The sequence below is a fragment of the Variovorax sp. Soil_C_39 genome, from assembly GCF_057656815.1.
Window position 1 is genome coordinate 35,064 of record NZ_JBDGJQ010000008.1, and the last position, 15,769, is coordinate 50,832.

General features: G+C 68.8%; 16 protein-coding genes. 5 read left to right on the top strand and 11 right to left on the bottom strand.

All coding sequences use genetic code 11. The features are described 5' to 3' along the window. Positions 1 to 7: 7 nt before the first annotated feature. On the top strand, positions 8 to 856 hold the full coding sequence (aroE, locus tag AC3A6J_RS19805; protein WP_487861691.1) for a shikimate dehydrogenase: 849 nt from the start codon (positions 8 to 10) through the stop codon (positions 854 to 856). Next, positions 853 to 1,596 carry a monofunctional biosynthetic peptidoglycan transglycosylase gene (gene mtgA, locus AC3A6J_RS19810; protein WP_487861692.1) on the top strand — a complete coding sequence of 248 codons (744 nt, stop codon included), beginning with the start codon at positions 853 to 855 and terminating at the stop codon, positions 1,594 to 1,596. The genes aroE and mtgA overlap by 4 nt, the downstream gene beginning before the upstream one ends. Here the strand turns inward: mtgA and AC3A6J_RS19815 are convergent. Beyond that, complete coding sequence (locus AC3A6J_RS19815) at positions 1,562 to 1,978, bottom strand: ribosomal maturation YjgA family protein (protein ID WP_487861693.1); 417 nt, start codon at positions 1,976 to 1,978, stop codon at positions 1,562 to 1,564. The two genes, mtgA and AC3A6J_RS19815, sit on opposite strands and share 35 nt — an antisense overlap. A 6-nt stretch (positions 1,979 to 1,984) precedes the next feature. Here AC3A6J_RS19815 and AC3A6J_RS19820 point away from each other — a divergent pair, with 6 nt between their 5' ends. From AC3A6J_RS19820 to ruvC, 3 genes are read left to right on the top strand one after another with little or no spacing between them, the layout of a single operon-like run. Continuing rightward, positions 1,985 to 2,662, top strand: coding sequence for a lysophospholipid acyltransferase family protein (locus AC3A6J_RS19820; RefSeq protein WP_487861694.1), 678 nt, complete (start codon positions 1,985 to 1,987; stop codon positions 2,660 to 2,662). A 16-nt stretch (positions 2,663 to 2,678) separates the two neighbouring features. After that, positions 2,679 to 3,668 (top strand): phosphatidate cytidylyltransferase, encoded by a 990-nt coding sequence (locus tag AC3A6J_RS19825; RefSeq protein ID WP_487861695.1) that lies wholly within the window; start codon positions 2,679 to 2,681, stop codon positions 3,666 to 3,668. A gap of 15 nt (positions 3,669 to 3,683) precedes the next feature. Beyond that, positions 3,684 to 4,232: a crossover junction endodeoxyribonuclease RuvC gene (ruvC, locus tag AC3A6J_RS19830; protein WP_487861696.1), complete on the top strand. Its 549-nt coding sequence runs from the start codon at positions 3,684 to 3,686 to the stop codon at positions 4,230 to 4,232. Positions 4,233 to 4,236: 4 nt separating this feature from the next. Here the strand turns inward: ruvC and AC3A6J_RS19835 are convergent, their stop codons facing one another. From AC3A6J_RS19835 to murD, 10 genes are all read right to left on the bottom strand, one after another. Then, positions 4,237 to 4,413 carry a hypothetical protein gene (locus AC3A6J_RS19835; protein ID WP_487861697.1) on the bottom strand — a complete coding sequence of 59 codons (177 nt, stop codon included), beginning with the start codon at positions 4,411 to 4,413 and terminating at the stop codon, positions 4,237 to 4,239. An 18-nt stretch (positions 4,414 to 4,431) separates the two neighbouring features. Then, the gene (gene lpxC / locus AC3A6J_RS19840; RefSeq protein WP_487861698.1) at positions 4,432 to 5,355 is read right to left on the bottom strand and encodes a UDP-3-O-acyl-N-acetylglucosamine deacetylase; all 924 of its coding nucleotides are present in this window, start codon (positions 5,353 to 5,355) and stop codon (positions 4,432 to 4,434) included. Positions 5,356 to 5,459: 104 nt separating this feature from the next. Then, positions 5,460 to 6,665, bottom strand: a complete 1,206-nt coding sequence (gene ftsZ / locus AC3A6J_RS19845; protein ID WP_487861699.1) for a cell division protein FtsZ — start codon at positions 6,663 to 6,665, stop codon at positions 5,460 to 5,462. A 170-nt stretch (positions 6,666 to 6,835) separates the two neighbouring features. Beyond that, positions 6,836 to 8,065, bottom strand: coding sequence for a cell division protein FtsA (gene ftsA, locus AC3A6J_RS19850; RefSeq protein WP_487861700.1), 1,230 nt, complete (start codon positions 8,063 to 8,065; stop codon positions 6,836 to 6,838). A gap of 28 nt (positions 8,066 to 8,093) precedes the next feature. After that, positions 8,094 to 8,882, bottom strand: coding sequence for a cell division protein FtsQ/DivIB (locus AC3A6J_RS19855; protein ID WP_487861701.1), 789 nt, complete (start codon positions 8,880 to 8,882; stop codon positions 8,094 to 8,096). A 2-nt stretch (positions 8,883 to 8,884) separates the two neighbouring features. Next, on the bottom strand, positions 8,885 to 9,856 hold the full coding sequence (locus AC3A6J_RS19860; RefSeq protein WP_487861702.1) for a D-alanine--D-alanine ligase: 972 nt from the start codon (positions 9,854 to 9,856) through the stop codon (positions 8,885 to 8,887). Then, positions 9,853 to 11,307, bottom strand: coding sequence for a UDP-N-acetylmuramate--L-alanine ligase (murC, locus tag AC3A6J_RS19865; RefSeq protein ID WP_487861703.1), 1,455 nt, complete (start codon positions 11,305 to 11,307; stop codon positions 9,853 to 9,855). Before murC ends, AC3A6J_RS19860 begins: the two co-directional genes overlap by 4 nt. Next, positions 11,304 to 12,365 (bottom strand): undecaprenyldiphospho-muramoylpentapeptide beta-N-acetylglucosaminyltransferase, encoded by a 1,062-nt coding sequence (gene murG, locus AC3A6J_RS19870; RefSeq protein ID WP_487861704.1) that lies wholly within the window; start codon positions 12,363 to 12,365, stop codon positions 11,304 to 11,306. Before murG ends, murC begins: the two co-directional genes overlap by 4 nt. A 76-nt stretch (positions 12,366 to 12,441) precedes the next feature. Then, positions 12,442 to 13,740, bottom strand: a complete 1,299-nt coding sequence (gene ftsW, locus AC3A6J_RS19875) for a putative lipid II flippase FtsW (protein ID WP_487861705.1) — start codon at positions 13,738 to 13,740, stop codon at positions 12,442 to 12,444. After that, positions 13,737 to 15,758 carry a UDP-N-acetylmuramoyl-L-alanine--D-glutamate ligase gene (murD, locus tag AC3A6J_RS19880; protein ID WP_487861706.1) on the bottom strand — a complete coding sequence of 674 codons (2,022 nt, stop codon included), beginning with the start codon at positions 15,756 to 15,758 and terminating at the stop codon, positions 13,737 to 13,739. The genes ftsW and murD overlap by 4 nt, the downstream gene beginning before the upstream one ends. Positions 15,759 to 15,769 lie beyond the last annotated feature (11 nt).

A 15,769-nucleotide genomic window follows, 5' to 3' on the forward strand; every position in this document is an offset into this window, starting at 1 on the left:
CCACGCCATGGACCTGTACTGCGTCATGGGCAATCCCGTCGAACACAGCCGCTCGCCCCGCATCCACGCCCGCTTTGCCGAACTCTGCGGACAGCAGCTCGAGTATGGCCGCCGGCTCGTGCCGGTCGGCGCCTTCGCCGAGGGCGTTACGGCCTTCCGGCGCGAGGCTACCGAACGCGGCGACGCGGCGCGCGGCTGCAACGTCACGGTGCCCTTCAAGTTCGATGCGGCCGCGCTGGCGCAGCACACGAGCGAGCGTGCGGTGCTCGCGCAGGCGGTGAACACGCTGCGCTTCGACGAAGACGGCAGCATCCATGCCGACAACACCGACGGCATCGGCCTGGTCAACGACATCGTGCAGAACGCTGCGGTGCCGCTCGCGGGCCACGCGGTGCTGCTGATCGGTGCGGGCGGCGCGGCCGCGGGCGTGCTTGGACCGCTGCTCGACGCCGGTGTGTCGCGCCTGGTGGTCGCCAACCGCACCGTGGACCGCGCCATGGCGCTGGTGCAGCGCCACGCGGCGCTCGCGCTCGGCCACGGCGCGGCGCTCGAAGCCTGGCCGCTCGACGCGGTGCCGGGCGACTTCGACGTCGTGGTCAATGCCACCGCCTCGAGCCTGGCGGGCGATGCGGTGCCGGTGCGCGCCGAGGTGCTGCGCCCGGGGGCGCTGGCCATCGACCTGATGTACGGGCCGGCGGCCGCGGGCTTCATGGCCTGGGCCGAAGCGCACGGCGCCGTCGCGCGCGACGGGCTCGGCATGCTGGTCGAACAGGCGGCCGAGGCGTTCGCGTTGTGGCGCGGGGTGCGCCCGCCGGCCGCGCAGGTTCTCGCCGAGCTGCGCGCAGAGCTCGGATGAAAGCCTTCTTCCGCTTGCTCGCATGCCTCGTGGTCGCAGGCGTGGCGCTCGAGCTTTTCTTCGTGCTGCGCATCGCGGCCATGGTGGTCGTCGATCCGCAGAGCACCACGTTCCAGCGCTCTGAGGCTTGGCAGCTTGCGCTCGCACAGGGCAGCAAGGGCGCCTGGCGCCAGGAGTGGGTGCCTTATGCGGAGATCAGCGACAACCTCAAGCGCGCGGTGATCGCGAGCGAGGACGCCGACTTCATCGACCACAACGGCATCGAATGGGAAGCCATCGAACGCGCGCGACAGCGCAATGCCAAGGCCGAGGAACTCGCGGCCAAGCGCGCCGCGCGGGCCCGTGCGCGCGGCAAGCCGGTGCGGCCGGTGCAACTGCGTGGCGGCTCGACCATCACGCAGCAGCTGGCCAAGAACCTGCTGCTTTCGGGCGAGCGCACGCTGCTGCGCAAGGGCCAGGAACTGGTCCTCGCGATGACGCTCGAAGTGCTGCTCGACAAGGAGCGCATCCTCGAGATCTATCTCAACAACGTCGAATGGGGCGAAGGCCTGTTCGGTGCCGAAGCCGCGGCGCAGTACTACTTCAAGAAGCCCGCGGCGCGCCTGAGCGCGGCCGAATCGGCCCGCCTCGCCGTGATGCTGCCGAGCCCCAAGTTCTTCGAGCGCCGGCTCGGATCGGGCTACCTGAGCAGCCGCGCCTCGACCATCATGGCGCGGATGCCGGCGGCCGAGCTGCCCTGAACGCGCCGGCCAGGCGCTCCGCCGCGAGCACCGCGGCGAAGCCGATCGCATACGCCAGCACGTCCCACATGTCGGCCGTGGCACCGAGCACGATGCGCAGCGCGCGGTTGGGAATCTGCAGCTGCCATGCCGCAGCCAGATACTGGCCCAGCTCGACCAGCAGTCCCGCGCCGAACGCAGCGAACGCGAGCGGCAGCACCCGCGCACCGACGAAGGCCTTGAGCAGCAGGTACACCCAGGCCACCGCGAGCACGTCGCCCAGGAAGCTGCGCACCCAGCCCCAGCGCGCACCCACCGTGGCGAGCAACAAAAGCACGACGAGCAGGGCTGCGGCCCCGGCCAGTGAAACAGGATCGAAACGCCATCGCATGGCCCGTATCATCGCGTGATGCTGGCGAAGCTCGTGGGATGGTTGCTGTTGGGCGTGGTGCGCTTGCTCACCGGGGCCCAGGCGCGCTGGTACGGCTGCCCCCCAAAGGCCGAACAGCGCATCTATTTCGCCAACCACCAGAGCCACGCCGACCTCGTGATGATCTGGGCTGCGCTGCCCGAAGAGCTGCGCAGCATCACGCGGCCGATCGCGGCGCGCGACTACTGGGCCAACACGCCGGTCAAGCGCTGGATCACGACCGAGGTCTTCAACGCGGTCTACGTGGAGCGCGCCGCCAGCGCGCCGGCCGAGGCCCCGCCGGTCGAAACCATGGCCGCCGCGGCGGGCGATGCGGTGCCGGCGCCCGATCCGCTCGCCCCGCTCTCGCCACTCATCGAGGCGCTCAAGAGCGGCGACTCGATCATCATCTTTCCCGAAGGAACGCGCGGGCACACGGGCGAGCCGCAGAAGTTCAAGTCGGGCCTCTACACCCTCGCGACGATGTTTCCCGAGGTGGTGCTCGTGCCCGCCTGGATCGACAACGTGCAGCGCGTCATGCCCAAGGGCGAGATCGTGCCGGTACCGATCCTGTGCTCGGTCACCTTCGGCGCGCCGCTGCACGTGGAGCCCGGCGAAGAGCGCCGCCCCTTCCTCGACCGCGCGCGTGCCGCGGTGATCGCGCTGCGCGACGTTTGAGCATCAGCAGCCCGCCATGAATCAGTTCCTGCGCAGCCTCGACCCGACCCAGCAGGTCGCCGCTCTCTTCCTCATCGTCTTCGGGTTGCTCGTGGTGGTGAGCACCGCGGCCTTCCTTCTGAGCTTCAAAGAGCGCCGCAATCCGGTGCATGACGCCGCCTGGCAGGCCGGGCTTGCGCACTACCGCAAGCTGCTCGGCACCACCTGGTTCATGGCGGTGGTGTTCTGGATCGGCTGGGCGCTCGGCGAGACGGTCGCCACGGTGCTGTTCGCGCTCATCGCCTTCTTTGCGCTGCGTGAGTTCATCACGCTCTCGCCCACCCGGCGCGGCGACCACCGCAGCCTCATCCTGGCCTTCTTCGTGGTGCTGCCGATCCAGTTCTGGCTCGTCGCCACTGCGCGCTTCGACCTGTTCACGGTCTTCATCCCGGTGTACGTCTTCTTCGCGATTCCTGTCGCGAGCGCGCTGGCCGACGACCCGAGCCATTTCCTCGAGCGCAATGCCAAGCTGCAGTGGGGCATCATGGTCTGCGTCTACGGCATGAGCCATGTTCCGGCGTTGCTGCTGCTGAGCTTTCCGGGCTACGAGGGCAAGAGCGCCTTCCTCGTGTTCTTCCTGGTGTTCGTGGTGCAGACCTCGGTGCTGGTGCAGCACGTGATCTCGCGCCGCACGCAGCGCCAGCCCTTCGCGCCCAACGTGAGCCGCAGCTTCAACTGGACCAGCTGGGGCATCGGCATCGCGGTGGCAAGCCTCGCGGGCGCGTTGTTCTCCTTCATCACGCCGTTCAAGTTCGGACAGGCGCTCGCGGTGTCCGTCATCGCCTGCATCGCGGGATCGATGGGCCACCTCGTGATGAAGGCGCTCAAGCGCGACCGCGGCATTCCCAACTGGGGCAAAAAGGGCGTCGGCGTGACGGGCGCGAACGGCCTGCTGGACCGTGTCGACGCGCTGTGCTTCGCCGCGCCGATCTTCTTCCACTCCATTCGCTGGTACTTCAACGCCTGAAAGGGCGCCATTGACATGCGCATCCTCGGCATCGACCCCGGCCTCCTCACCACCGGCTTCGGCGTGGTCGATGCGGACGGCCATGCGCTGCGCTACGTGGCGAGCGGCACCATCAGCACGCGCCATCTCGGCAGCGGCAACCTGCCGGCACGGCTCAAGGTGCTGTTCGACGGCGTGGCGGAGATCGCGGCGCGCTACCAGCCCGACGCCTCGGCGGTCGAGATCATCTTCGTCAACGTCAACCCGCAATCGACGCTGCTGCTCGGTCAGGCGCGCGGCGCCTGCGTGACTTCGCTCGTGAACAGCAACCTCTCGGTGGCCGAATACACGGCGCTGCAGATGAAGAAGGCCGTGGCCGGCCATGGCCAGGCGGCCAAGGCGCAGGTGCAGGAAATGGTCAAGCGCCTGCTCGAACTGCCGGGGCTGCCCGGCGCCGATGCCGCCGATGCGCTGGGCATCGCGATCACGCATGCACAGGTGGGGCGCTCGATGGCACGGCTGGCCGAGGCCGCGCAGCTGTCGACGACGCACGCGAGCGCCTACCGACAAGGACGCTCGAGATAATCGATCAGGCGACGCGCTCGGCGATCAGCACCGCGAAGAAGCCCAGCGCGGCAAGCAGCGTCCACTTCAGGACGATCCACCCGAAGCGCCGGTACTTGACCTGCCCGGTGCCCGCATAGAAGGCAAAGCTCACGCCCGCCACCAGCAGCAGAAACAGGATGGCCCAGCGAAACAGAAGCATGGGTTGAACGCGGCCGGCCTACCAGGCCCGCGCCACTTCGCCGAAGCCGCGCGGTGCGCGCTTCTCGTCCTCGAAGGTCACGACCTCGTAGGCGTCCTCGTTGGCGAGCAGCTCGCGCAGCAGCTTGTTGTTGAGCGCATGGCCCGAGCGGAACGCCTTGTAGGCCGCGAGCAGCGGCTTGCCGATGATGTACAGGTCGCCCATGGCATCGAGGATCTTGTGCTTCACGAACTCGTCGTCGTAGCGCAGCCCGCCCGCATTGAGCACCTTGGTGTCGTCCATGACGATGGCGTTGTCGAGCCCGCCGCCGAGCGCAAGGCCCTTGCTGCGCATGTACTCGACTTCCTTGGTGAAGCCGAAGGTGCGCGCGCGCGCGATGTCGCGGCTGTAGGAACCGGTGCCGAGATCGAACTCGACGCGCTGGCCGGTCGAGTTGACCACGCGGTGGTCGAAGTCGATCTCGAAGCTCAGCTTGTAGCCGTGGTACGGCTCCAGGCTCGCCCACTTCTCGTTGGCGCCCTCGCCTTCGCGCACCTCGACCTTGCGGGTCACGCGGATGAAATGGCGCGGCGCCTTCTGCAACTCGATGCCCGCGCTCTGCAGCAGGAACACGAACGACGAGGCCGACCCGTCGAGGATCGGCACTTCGTCGGCCGTGATGTCGATGTAGAGGTTGTCGATGCCCAGGCCCGCGCAGGCCGACATCAGGTGCTCGACGGTCTGCACCTTCGCGCCGCCGGTCGACACGGTGGAGGCGAGCCGCGTGTCGGTCACCGCCTCGGCGGTCATGCGGATATCGACCGGCTCGGGCAGGTCGACGCGCCTGAAGACGATGCCGGTGTCGGCCGGCGCCGGCCGCAGCGTCAGCTCCACGCGCTGGCCGCTGTGAAGCCCCACGCCCACGGCGCGGCTGATCGACTTGAGGGTTCGTTGTTGCAGCACGCCCAGGATTTTAGGCGCGCCACGGCGAGGGCGGGCCATGCCCTTCGCTATGGCACCGATAGACATAGGTTGTATGCGCTCGCCCCCGAAGGGGCGAGGCATTGTCAGTCGGCCTGGCGACGCAGGAAGGCCGGGATCTCGAAATCGTCCATGCCGCCCGACGAGAGCGCGTCCACCTTGGCCGCGGCCATGGTGCGGTTGGTGCGCCAGACGCTCGGCACGGCCATGCCGTCGTAGTTCGGCTGGCCCATGCCGGCGTGGCCCGTGCCGCCCACGGTGGGCACGTTGAACGGGATGTTGTCGGTGCCGGTGCGGATGACTTCGAGCGTCGGTGCCTGGCGGCGTGCGTCGGCGCGCGACAGGCCGGTGGCCACCACGGTCACGCGCATCTGGTCGCCCAGGCTTTCGTCGTAGGCGGCGCCGTAGATGACGTGCGCGTCCGGCGAGGCATAGGCGCGGATGGTGTTCATCGCGAGCTTGGACTCGTTGAGCTTGAGCGAACCCTTCGATGCGGTCACCAGCACCAGCACGCCCTTGGCACCCGACAGGTCGATGCCTTCGAGCAGCGGGCAGGCCACGGCCTGCTCGGCAGCGATGCGCGCGCGGTCCGGGCCGGCCGCGGCGGCCGTGCCCATCATCGCCTTGCCCGGTTCGCCCATCACGGTGCGAACGTCTTCGAAGTCGACGTTCACGCCGCCGTACTCGTTGATGATTTCCGAGATGCCGCCGACCGCGTTCTTGAGCACGTCGTTGGCATGCGCGAAGGCCTCTTCCTGCGTGATGTCCTCGCCCAGCACGTCGAGCAGCTTCTCGTTGAGCACCACGATCAGCGAATCGACGTTCGCTTCGAGCTCGGCCAGGCCGGTGTCGGCGTTGGTCATGCGGCGCCCGCCCTCCCAGTCGAAGGGCTTGGTCACGACGCCGACGGTCAGGATGCCCATTTCCTTCGCGACGCGCGCGATCACGGGAGCTGCGCCGGTGCCGGTGCCGCCGCCCATGCCGGCCGTGATGAAGAGCATGTGCGCACCGTCGATGGCTGCGCGGATGTCGTCCACCGCAGCCTCGGCCGCATCACGGCCCTTCTCGGGCTTGCTGCCCGCACCCAGGCCGCTGACGCCGAGCTGGATGATCTTGTGCGCGTTGCTGCGCTGGAGCGCCTGCGCGTCGGTGTTGGCGCAGACGAACTGAACGCCCTGCACGCCACGCTCCATCATGTGCGCGACCGCATTGCCGCCGCCGCCGCCCACACCGATCACCTTGATCTGAGTGCCTTGGTTGAATTCTTCGACTTCGATCATTTCGATGGCCATTTCTAACTCCTTGAATTTGCAGTTGCCGTTGTGTATCTGTGAATTTTTTCTGGTGTCCTGACGAGATCAACGCGACCGTCGTCGAGGTGGTGGACCGGTGCGCCGCCATCGCTCGTTGAAATGCAACGGCGGACTTCCGCGTGCGAGCCAGAGTGGGGAGTGGTTCATGGTCAGAAGTTCCCCACGATGAAGTCCTTGAAACGTCCGAACGCAGTCTTTACGGATCCGTTCTTCTGCGCGACCTTGAAGCCGCGCATGCGTGCGAAGCGCGCTTCTTCGAGCAGGCCCATCACGGTGGCGGCGCGGGGCTGCGCGACCATGTCCGACAGCGCGCTCGAGTACTTCGGGATGCCGCGTCGCACGGGTTTCAGGAAGATGTCCTCGCCGAGTTCGACCATGCCCGGCATCACCGCGCTGCCGCCCGTGAGCACCACGCCCGAAGACAGCACCTCTTCGTAGCCCGACTCGCGCACCACCTGCTGCACGAGCGAGAAGATCTCCTCGATGCGCGGCTCGATCACGCCGGCCAGCGCCTGCTTGCTCAGCATGCGCGGTCCGCGGTCGCCCAGGCCAGGCACCTCGACCTGCGTGTCGGGATCGGCAAGCAGCTGCTTGGCATAGCCGTGCTCGACCTTGATGTCTTCCGCGTCCTTGGTCGGCGTGCGCAGGGCCATCGCGATGTCGCTCGTGATCAGGTCGCCCGCGATCGGGATCACGGCCGTGTGGCGGATCGCGCCGTTGGTGAAGATCGCGACGTCGGTGGTGCCCGCGCCGATGTCGACCAGCACCACGCCGAGCTCGCGCTCGTCTTCGGTCAGCACCGCCTGGCTCGAGGCCAGCGGGTTCAGCATCAGCTGGTCGACCTCGAGGCCGCAGCGGCGCACGCACTTGATGATGTTCTCGGCCGCGCTCTGCGCGCCGGTCACGATGTGGACCTTGGCCTCGAGCCGCATGCCGCTCATGCCGATCGGCTCCTTCACGTCCTGGCCGTCGATCACGAACTCCTGCGGCTCCACGAGCAGGAGGCGCTGGTCGCTCGAGATGTTGATGGCGCGCGCGGTCTCGACCACGCGGGCCACATCGGCCGGCGTGACCTCCTTGTCCTTCACCGCGACCATGCCGCTCGAATTGATGCCGCGGATGTGGCTGCCGGTGATGCCGGTGTAGACGCGGCTGATCTTGCAGTCGGCCATGAACTCGGCCTCCTTCAGCGCCTGCTGGATGCTCTGCACCGTGGCGTCGATGTTCACCACCACGCCGCGCTTCAGCCCGTTGCTGGGCGCAATGCCCAGCCCCGCGAGCTTGAGCTCGCCGCCGGCCAGCACCTCGGCCACGACCACCATCACTTTGGCGGTTCCGATGTCGAGTCCGACAACCAGGTCTTTGTATTCTTTGGGCATTGAATGATGTCCTCGGTATTCGCTCTGTCTATTTCTTCTTCGTCTTGGGGTCGGCCACGACGGTGGTGACTCCGCGCAGACGCAGCGCATACGCGTCGTTGTGGCGCAGGTCGGCCGCCTCGACGTCGGCCGGCGTGCGCTGGTATTGGGCCGCGACCTGCGTCACGGTCGTCAGGAAGCGCTGCGCGCGGGTCGTGACCTCCTCGGCATTGCCGCGCCCCAGCTCGATCTGCGCGCCGGTGTCGAGCACCGCCTTCCAGCTGCCCCGGCTCGACAGCCTGAGTTCCGCCACGCCGACGTCATAGGGCGCGAACAGCGGTGCGATCACGCGGTACATGCCCAGCACCTGCCCCGCCTGCTCGATCGGTCCATCGAGCCGCGGCAGCCGTTCGTCGACCTCGGCCACGTTGGCGTCGAACACCTCGCCAAAGCCATTGATCAGCTTCGACCCGGCCTCGTCGCCCCAGGTGCCCACCGGCACCTGCTCGGTCAGGGTCACGCGCAGGCGATCGGGGAACTCGCGCCGCACCACGGCCTTGCGGACCCACGGCACCGTCTCGAAGGCCGTGCGCGCGCGCGACAGGTCGACGGTAAAGAAGTTGCCCGAGAGCTGCGGCGCGACGTTGGCGCGCAACGTCACCGCGTTGTTGTGCGTCACGTCGCCGTCGACCTTGATGCCGCCGATCGGGAAGAACGGCTGGCGCAGCACCCACCAGGCGCCGGCGGCAAGCAGCATGAGACCCACCGCCGCGAACGCAATGGTCGAGACGATGTTCATGAGCTTGACGTCGAAGGGCGCCTGGATGCTGTCTGCCATGGCTACGGGTTCCCCCCGCTCGCATCGAGCGTGGCCGAAGCCAGCACGCGCACGCACAGGTCTTCGTAGGCGATGCCCGACGCACGCGCCGACATCGGCACCAGCGAATGGCTGGTCATGCCGGGCGAGGTGTTCATCTCGAGCAGGAAGGGCTTGCGGTCGCTCGCGCGGATCATCACGTCGGCGCGGCCCCAGCCGCGGCAGCCGAGCGTGCGGTAGGCTGCCAGCGTGATGCGCTGGATCTCGCGCTCTTCGGCTTCGGGCAGCCCGCTCGGGCAGTGGTATTTCACGTCGTCGGTGAAGTACTTGTTCTGGTAGTCGTAGGCGCCTTCGGGTGCGGCGATGCGCACCACCGGCAGTGCATGCGCATCGAGCCCGCTGCCGAGCACGGCGCAGGTCACTTCCTCGCCCTCGATGAATTCCTCGCACAGCACGTCGGCGTCGTAGCGGGCCGACAGCGCCACGGCGTCCTGCATCTGGGAATAGCCCTCGACCTTGGTCACGCCGATCGACGAGCCCTCGCGGGGCGGCTTCACGATGAGCGGCAACCCCAGCACGTCGGGCACCGCGCGAATCTGCTCGCGGCCCTGCTGGTCGAATGCGAGGCGCACGTACTTCGGCGTCGGCAGTCCGTCGGCCTGCCAGATGCGCTTGGTCATGACCTTGTCCATCGCCACGCTCGAGGCCATCACGCCGGAGCCGGTGTAGGGAATGCCGAGCAGCTCGAGCGCGCCCTGCACCGTGCCGTCCTCGCCGTGGCGGCCATGCAGCGCGATGAAGCAGCGCGCGAAGTTCTCGCGCCGGAGTTCGACCAGATCGCGCTCGGCGGGGTCGAACGCCTGCGCATCGACGCCGCGTGCGCGCAGCGCCTCGAGCACGCCCTGGCCCGACAGCAGCGAGATTTCGCGCTCGGCAGAACTGCCGCCGAACAGCACGGCCACCTTGCCGAATTGCGCTGGATCCTGAAGGCTCACGATGCCTCTCCCTCGCGCGCGGTGCGCGCTGTTGGCGGCGCCCCGGCCGCAGTTGCCATCTCGGCCACCTTGCCCGGCACGGCGCCGATCGAACCCGCGCCCATGCACAGCACCACGTCGCCGGCACGGGCGTTGTCGAGAATGGCCTGGGGCATGGCCGCGATGTCGTCGACGAACACCGGCTCCACCTTGCCGGCCACGCGCAGCGCGCGCGCCAGCGAGCGGCCGTCGGCGGCCACGATCGGCGCCTCGCCCGCGGCGTACACCTCGCCGAGCAGCACCGCGTCGGCATTGCCGATGACCTTGACGAAATCTTCGAAGCAGTCGCGCGTTCGGGTGTAGCGGTGCGGCTGGAACGCCAGCACCAGCCGGCGCCCCGGGAATGCGCCGCGCGCGGCCGCCAGCGTGGCGGCCATCTCGACCGGATGGTGACCGTAGTCGTCGATCAGCGTGAAGCTGCCCGCCGACGGCCCCTGCACGGCCAGGTCGCCATAGCTCTGGAAGCGGCGCCCCACGCCCTTGAAGCCCGAGAGGCCTCGCTGCACCGCTTCGTCGGGAATGCCGAGCTCGACCGCCACTGCGATCACCGAGAGTGCATTGCGCACGTTGTGCTCGCCCGGCAGGTTCAGCACGATGGGCAGGTCGGGCAGCGTGACGCCGTTGCGCCGCTGGGCCGTGAAGTGCATCTGGCCCCCGACCGCGCGCACGTCGACCGCGCGCACCTGCGCATCCTCGCCGAAGCCGTAGCTGGTGACCGGGCAGGTCACTTCGGCCACGATGTCGCGCACCGCAGGATCGTCGGTGCACAGGATCGCCACGCCGTAGAACGGCATGCGGTGCAGGAAGTCGACGAAGGCCTTCTTGAGGTTCGCGAAATCGTGCCCGTAGGTCTCCATGTGGTCGGCGTCGATGTTCGTGACCACTGCCATCACCGGCAGCAGGTTCAGGAACGAGGCGTCCGACTCGTCGGCTTCCACCACGATGTAGTCGCCGCTGCCGAGCTGTGCGTTGGCACCGGCGCTGTTGAGCCGCCCGCCGATCACGAAAGTCGGGTCGAGCCCCGCGGCCTCGAGCACGCTCGCCACCAGGCTGGTCGTGGTCGTCTTGCCGTGCGTGCCGGCGATCGCGATGCCCTGCTTCAGGCGCATCAGCTCGGCGAGCATGAGCGCGCGCGGCACCACCGGAATGCGCTTCTCGCGCGCGGCCAGCACCTCGGGGTTGTCGGACTGCACCGCGGTCGAGGTCACCACCGCATCAGCGCCGTCGATGTGCGCGGCCGCGTGGCCAACGAAGGTGCCGATGCCCAGCCCCGCGAGCCGGCGCAGCGTGGCGCTGTCGGCGAGGTCGGAACCCGTGATCGTGTAGCCCAGGTTCAGCAGCACCTCGGCGATGCCGCTCATGCCCGAGCCGCCGATGCCGACGAAGTGGATGTGGCGAATGGCGTGCTTCATTTCGCGAGCTCCTCGCAGGCGCGGACCATCGCTTCGACGGCCTCGGTCTTTCGCATGCTCTTGGCTTTCTGGGCGCGATCGATCAGTTCGGTTCGTTGTGTCTTCTGTAGCAAGTCAGCCAGCAATTCAGGTGTGAGGTCGGTCTGCTGCACCAGCCAGCCGCCGCCCGCGTCGACGAGGAAACGCGCGTTGGTGGTCTGGTGGTCGTCGACCGCCGAGGGGAAAGGCACGAACAGCGCTGCTGCGCCGACGGCCGCGATTTCGGTGACCGTGCTGGCCCCGGCGCGCGCGACGATGATGTCGGCGTCGGCATAGGCCTGTGCGGTGTCTTCGATGAACGGCGTGAGTTCGCCTTCGACGCCGGCCGCGGCGTAGTTGGCGCGCAGTTCGTCGATCTGCTTGGCGCCGCTCTGGTGCAGCACGCGCGGTCGCGTGCCGGGCTCGATGCGCGCGAGCGCCTTCGGCACGACCGCATTCAGCGCCTTGGCGCCGAGGCTGCCGCCGACCACCAGCAGCTTCAGCGGGCCGCTGCGGCCTGCGAAGCGCGCGGCCGGCTCGGGCTGCGAGGTGAAGGCCCCGCGCAGCGGGTTGCCGATCCACTGCGCCTTCTTGAGCACGTCGGGAAAGGCCGTGAACACCCGGTCGGCCACGCCCGCCAGCACCTTGTTGGCAAGACCCGCGACCGAGTTCTGCTCGTGCAGCACCAGCGGCTTGTTGAGCAGCACGCCCATCATGCCGCCCGGAAAGGTGATGTAGCCGCCCAGGCCCACCACCACGTCGGGCTTCACGCGGCGCACCACGCCGAAGCTCTGCCAGAACGCACGCAGCAGCTTGAGCGGCAGCAGGAACAGCGTGAGCGGACCCTTGCCGCGCACACCGCCGAACTGCACCGGCTCGAAGACGAAGCCGCGCGGCGGCACCAGCCGTTCTTCCATGCTGCCCGGCGCGCCGAGCCAGTGCACGCGCCAGCCGCGCTCGCGCAGCGCCTCGGCCACCGCCAGCCCCGGGAAGATGTGGCCGCCGGTACCGCCGGCCATGACGAGTGCGGTGCGCGTCATACGCGGCCTCCGCGCATCAACGGCGCTGCCGCGCCGCAGCGCTTCGCGCTGACTCGGTTTTGGCGAAACCGCGTTCTCATACGCGGCCTCCGCGCATGAGAACGCGGTTTTCATAGTCGATCCGCAAGACGATCGCCAGCGCCGCCATGTTCATCAGGATCGCCGAGCCGCCGAAGCTCATCAGCGGCAGGGTCAGACCCTTGGTCGGCAGCGCGCCCAAATTCACGCCCATGTTGATGAACGCCTGGAAGCCGATCCACACGCCCACGCCCTGTGCCACGAGGCCCGAGAACACGCGGTCGAGCGCGATCGACTGGCGGCCGATGTGCATGATGCGGCGCGTGAGCCAGAGGAACAGGCCGATGATCAGCAGCACGCCGACCAGGCCGAACTCCTCGCCGATCACGGCGAGCAGGAAGTCGGTGTGCGCCTCGGGCAGCCAGTGCAGCTTCTCGACGCTGCCGCCCAGGCCCACGCCGAAGATCTCGCCGCGCCCGATGGCGATCAGCGAATGCGAGAGCTGGTAGCCCTTGCCCAGCGCGTGCTCTTCGCTCCATGGATCGAGGTAGGCGAAGATCCGTTCGCGGCGCCACGGGCTCGACGCGACGATAGTGCCGAAAGCCACGACCACGAGCGCCGCGATCAGGAAGAACATGCGCGCATTCACGCCGCCCAGGAACAGGATGCCCATCGCGATCACCGCGATCACCATGAAGGCGCCCATGTCCGGCTCGGCCATCACGAGCATGCCGACTACCACCACGGCGATGCCCATCGGCAGCACGGCGCGGAAGAAGCGCTCCTTGATCTCCATCTTGCGCACCATGTAGCTGGCGGCATAGAGCACCATGGCGAGCTTGGCGAGTTCGGAAGGCTGGAAGCGCATGAAGCCCAGCGGCAGCCAGCGCCGCGCGCCGTTCACGTTGATGCCGATGTGCGGAATGAGCACCGCCACCAGCAGCAGCAGCGAGGCCACGAAGAGCCATGGCGCAGCGCGCTCCCAGGTCTTCATCGGCACCTGGAAGGCCAGCAGCGCCGCGATGCACGCCAGCGTGACCGAGGCCGCATGGCGCGTGAGGAAGTACGCCGGGCCATAGCCCGCGCGCACGAAGCGCGGGTTGTCCGGCAGCGCGATGGAGGCCGAATACACCATCACCAGGCCCCAGGTGAGCAGCGCCACGATGACCCAGACCAGCGCCTGGTCGAAGCCCATCACGCGCACCGGCACCGCCTTGGTCTGCGCGATGCCGGCGCCACCGAGGCGCACCGGCAGGTGCACCGGCAGCGAATCGATGCCGGTGCGCGCGCGCCGGAACCAGCCACCGAAACGGCTGGTGCCTGCGTTGGGCGTGGCGCCGGCGGCGGGGGCGGTCATGCGGGGTCTCCAGCCGGAAAGCCGGCGTCGTCGTTGGCCGGCATGCCGTCGGCGAGTGCCTCGACGGCCTCGCGGAACACCTCGGCGCGGTGCGCGTAGTCGCGGAACATGTCGAAGCTGGCACAGGCCGGCGACAGCAGCACGGCATCGCCGGGGTTGGCGCGCGCGGCGGCGAGCTTCACGGCCTCTTGCATCGAGCCGGCCTGCATCAGCGACACGCCGGTCGACGCCAGCGCCTCGGCGATCAGCGGCGCGTCGCGGCCGATGAGCACCACGGCACGCGCGTATTGGGCGACCGGCGCCGCGAGCGGCTCGAAATCCTGCCCCTTGCCCTCGCCACCGAGAATGGCCACCACGCGCCGCTCTTCGCCGAGGCCGCTCAGCGCGGCCACGGTGGCGCCGACGTTGGTGCCCTTGCTGTCGTCGAAGTACTCGACGTCCTCGACCAGCGCGATCGGCTCCACGCGATGCGGCTCACCACGGTATTCGCGCAGGCCGTAGAGCATCGGCCCGAGCGGGCAGCCTGCCGCACTCGCGAGCGCGAGCGCGGCAAGCGCATTCAGTGCGTTGTGGCGACCGCGGATGCGCAGCGCGTCGGCCGGCATCAGGCGCTGCACGAAGATTTCTTCCTCGACCACCGCGCCGCGCTTGCGCTTCTGCGTCTCGTCGGCCTCGAGCGCACGCACCAACCAGGTCATCCCGTTGAGCCGCTCGATGCCGTAGTCGCCGGGGCGCTGCGGCATTCCCGCGCCGAAGGTCACGTGCGTGCGCACCTGCGGGCGCTGCAGCTTCGCCTTCACGGGCGCGGGCAGCATCGCCATCACGCCTTCGTCGTCGCGGTTGAGGATCATCAGGCCCTTCGCGCCGAAGATGCGCGCCTTGGCGCCGGCATAGGCCTTCATGTCGCCATGCCAGTCGAGGTGGTCCTGCGTGAGGTTGAGCACCGTCGCCGCCGTGGGCTCGAAATCCTGCACGCCGTCGAGCTGGAAGCTCGAGAGCTCGAGCACCCACACGTCGGGCAGCGTCTCGGCATCGATGTGCGCGCTCAGCGTGTCGAGCAGCGTCGGGCCGATGTTGCCGGCCACGGCCACGGTCCGGCCCGCGCGCTCGACCAGTTGCCCAGTGAGCGCTGTGACGGTGGTCTTGCCGTTGGTGCCGGTGACCGCGAGCACCGCGGGCGTGTAGCCCTTGGGCGCAGGCGGCTCCTCGATGGGCACCAGCGGCAACTGCGGCGTCGGCTCTTCCTCGACCGCGGCCGATGCCGGGTTGGCGGCGGCGAATTCGGCGAGCTTCGCGACGAATTCGGCGGCTTCCTTGGCGGCTGTTGGCACGTAGGCCCTGCCGGTGGCCGGCGGCGGCGCAGTGGCAGCAGGAGGCGCCTCGGGCATCTCGGCCGCCGGTTGTTCGGGCGGTTCAACGGGAATGCTCAGCGAGGGATCGCGCGGCATCGTCTCGGCGAGCGCGGGAACCGCCGTCTCGGGCTGTACCTCGGCGGGCGGTTCGGCGTCGGGTTCGGCTTCGGTCAGCGCGGCAGCCTCGGGCTGCTCGGACGCGGCTTCCGGCGCTGCGGCCTCGAGTGCGATCTCGATCTGCGCCGCGGCCACTTCGGGCGGCACCTCGATCGGCGGCGCGCCATCGGCTTGCGGCTCCACCTCGGGCACGGCCAGCTCGATCGTGCGCAGGTCCTGCAGCGCGCGCGCGAACAGGTCGAGCTCGCCGCCGACGGCGAGGCCCACGGCCCTTGCCGCATCGAGCACCGGCGCGATGGTTGCGGGCGCCAGGCCCGGCGAGCGGTACACCGCACTGATCGGCGTGCCGTCGATCAGTGCAGCCGAGAACGGCCCACCGACGAAAGCCACATCGGGCAGTTCGGCCTTCAGCGCAGCGAGCGCCGGCGGCGCTTCGCGCGTATCGGCCACGGTCACGACGCCGCCGTGGCGCGCGCACCAGCGCGCCATCGCAAGCCCGGACGCGCCGAGGCCGAGGATCAGGACGGGGAGGTCTTTCAGGTGCCGCATCTGTCTATGTC

Coding starts and splice junctions, on each gene's coding strand:
- ruvC (WP_487861696.1), top strand. CDS start 3,684: ATGCGCATCCTCGGCATCGACCCCGGCCTCCTCACCACCGGCTTCGGC.
- AC3A6J_RS19820 (WP_487861694.1), top strand. CDS start 1,985: ATGCTGGCGAAGCTCGTGGGATGGTTGCTGTTGGGCGTGGTGCGCTTG.
- AC3A6J_RS19825 (WP_487861695.1), top strand. CDS start 2,679: ATGAATCAGTTCCTGCGCAGCCTCGACCCGACCCAGCAGGTCGCCGCT.
- ftsZ (WP_487861699.1), bottom strand. CDS start 6,665: ATGGCCATCGAAATGATCGAAGTCGAAGAATTCAACCAAGGCACTCAG.
- mtgA (WP_487861692.1), top strand. CDS start 853: ATGAAAGCCTTCTTCCGCTTGCTCGCATGCCTCGTGGTCGCAGGCGTG.
- AC3A6J_RS19835 (WP_487861697.1), bottom strand. CDS start 4,413: ATGCTTCTGTTTCGCTGGGCCATCCTGTTTCTGCTGCTGGTGGCGGGC.
- murC (WP_487861703.1), bottom strand. CDS start 11,307: ATGAAGCACGCCATTCGCCACATCCACTTCGTCGGCATCGGCGGCTCG.
- ftsW (WP_487861705.1), bottom strand. CDS start 13,740: ATGACCGCCCCCGCCGCCGGCGCCACGCCCAACGCAGGCACCAGCCGT.
- aroE (WP_487861691.1), top strand. CDS start 8: ATGGACCTGTACTGCGTCATGGGCAATCCCGTCGAACACAGCCGCTCG.
- murG (WP_487861704.1), bottom strand. CDS start 12,365: ATGACGCGCACCGCACTCGTCATGGCCGGCGGTACCGGCGGCCACATC.
- ftsA (WP_487861700.1), bottom strand. CDS start 8,065: ATGCCCAAAGAATACAAAGACCTGGTTGTCGGACTCGACATCGGAACC.
- AC3A6J_RS19855 (WP_487861701.1), bottom strand. CDS start 8,882: ATGGCAGACAGCATCCAGGCGCCCTTCGACGTCAAGCTCATGAACATC.
- murD (WP_487861706.1), bottom strand. CDS start 15,758: ATGCGGCACCTGAAAGACCTCCCCGTCCTGATCCTCGGCCTCGGCGCG.
- AC3A6J_RS19815 (WP_487861693.1), bottom strand. CDS start 1,978: ATGATACGGGCCATGCGATGGCGTTTCGATCCTGTTTCACTGGCCGGG.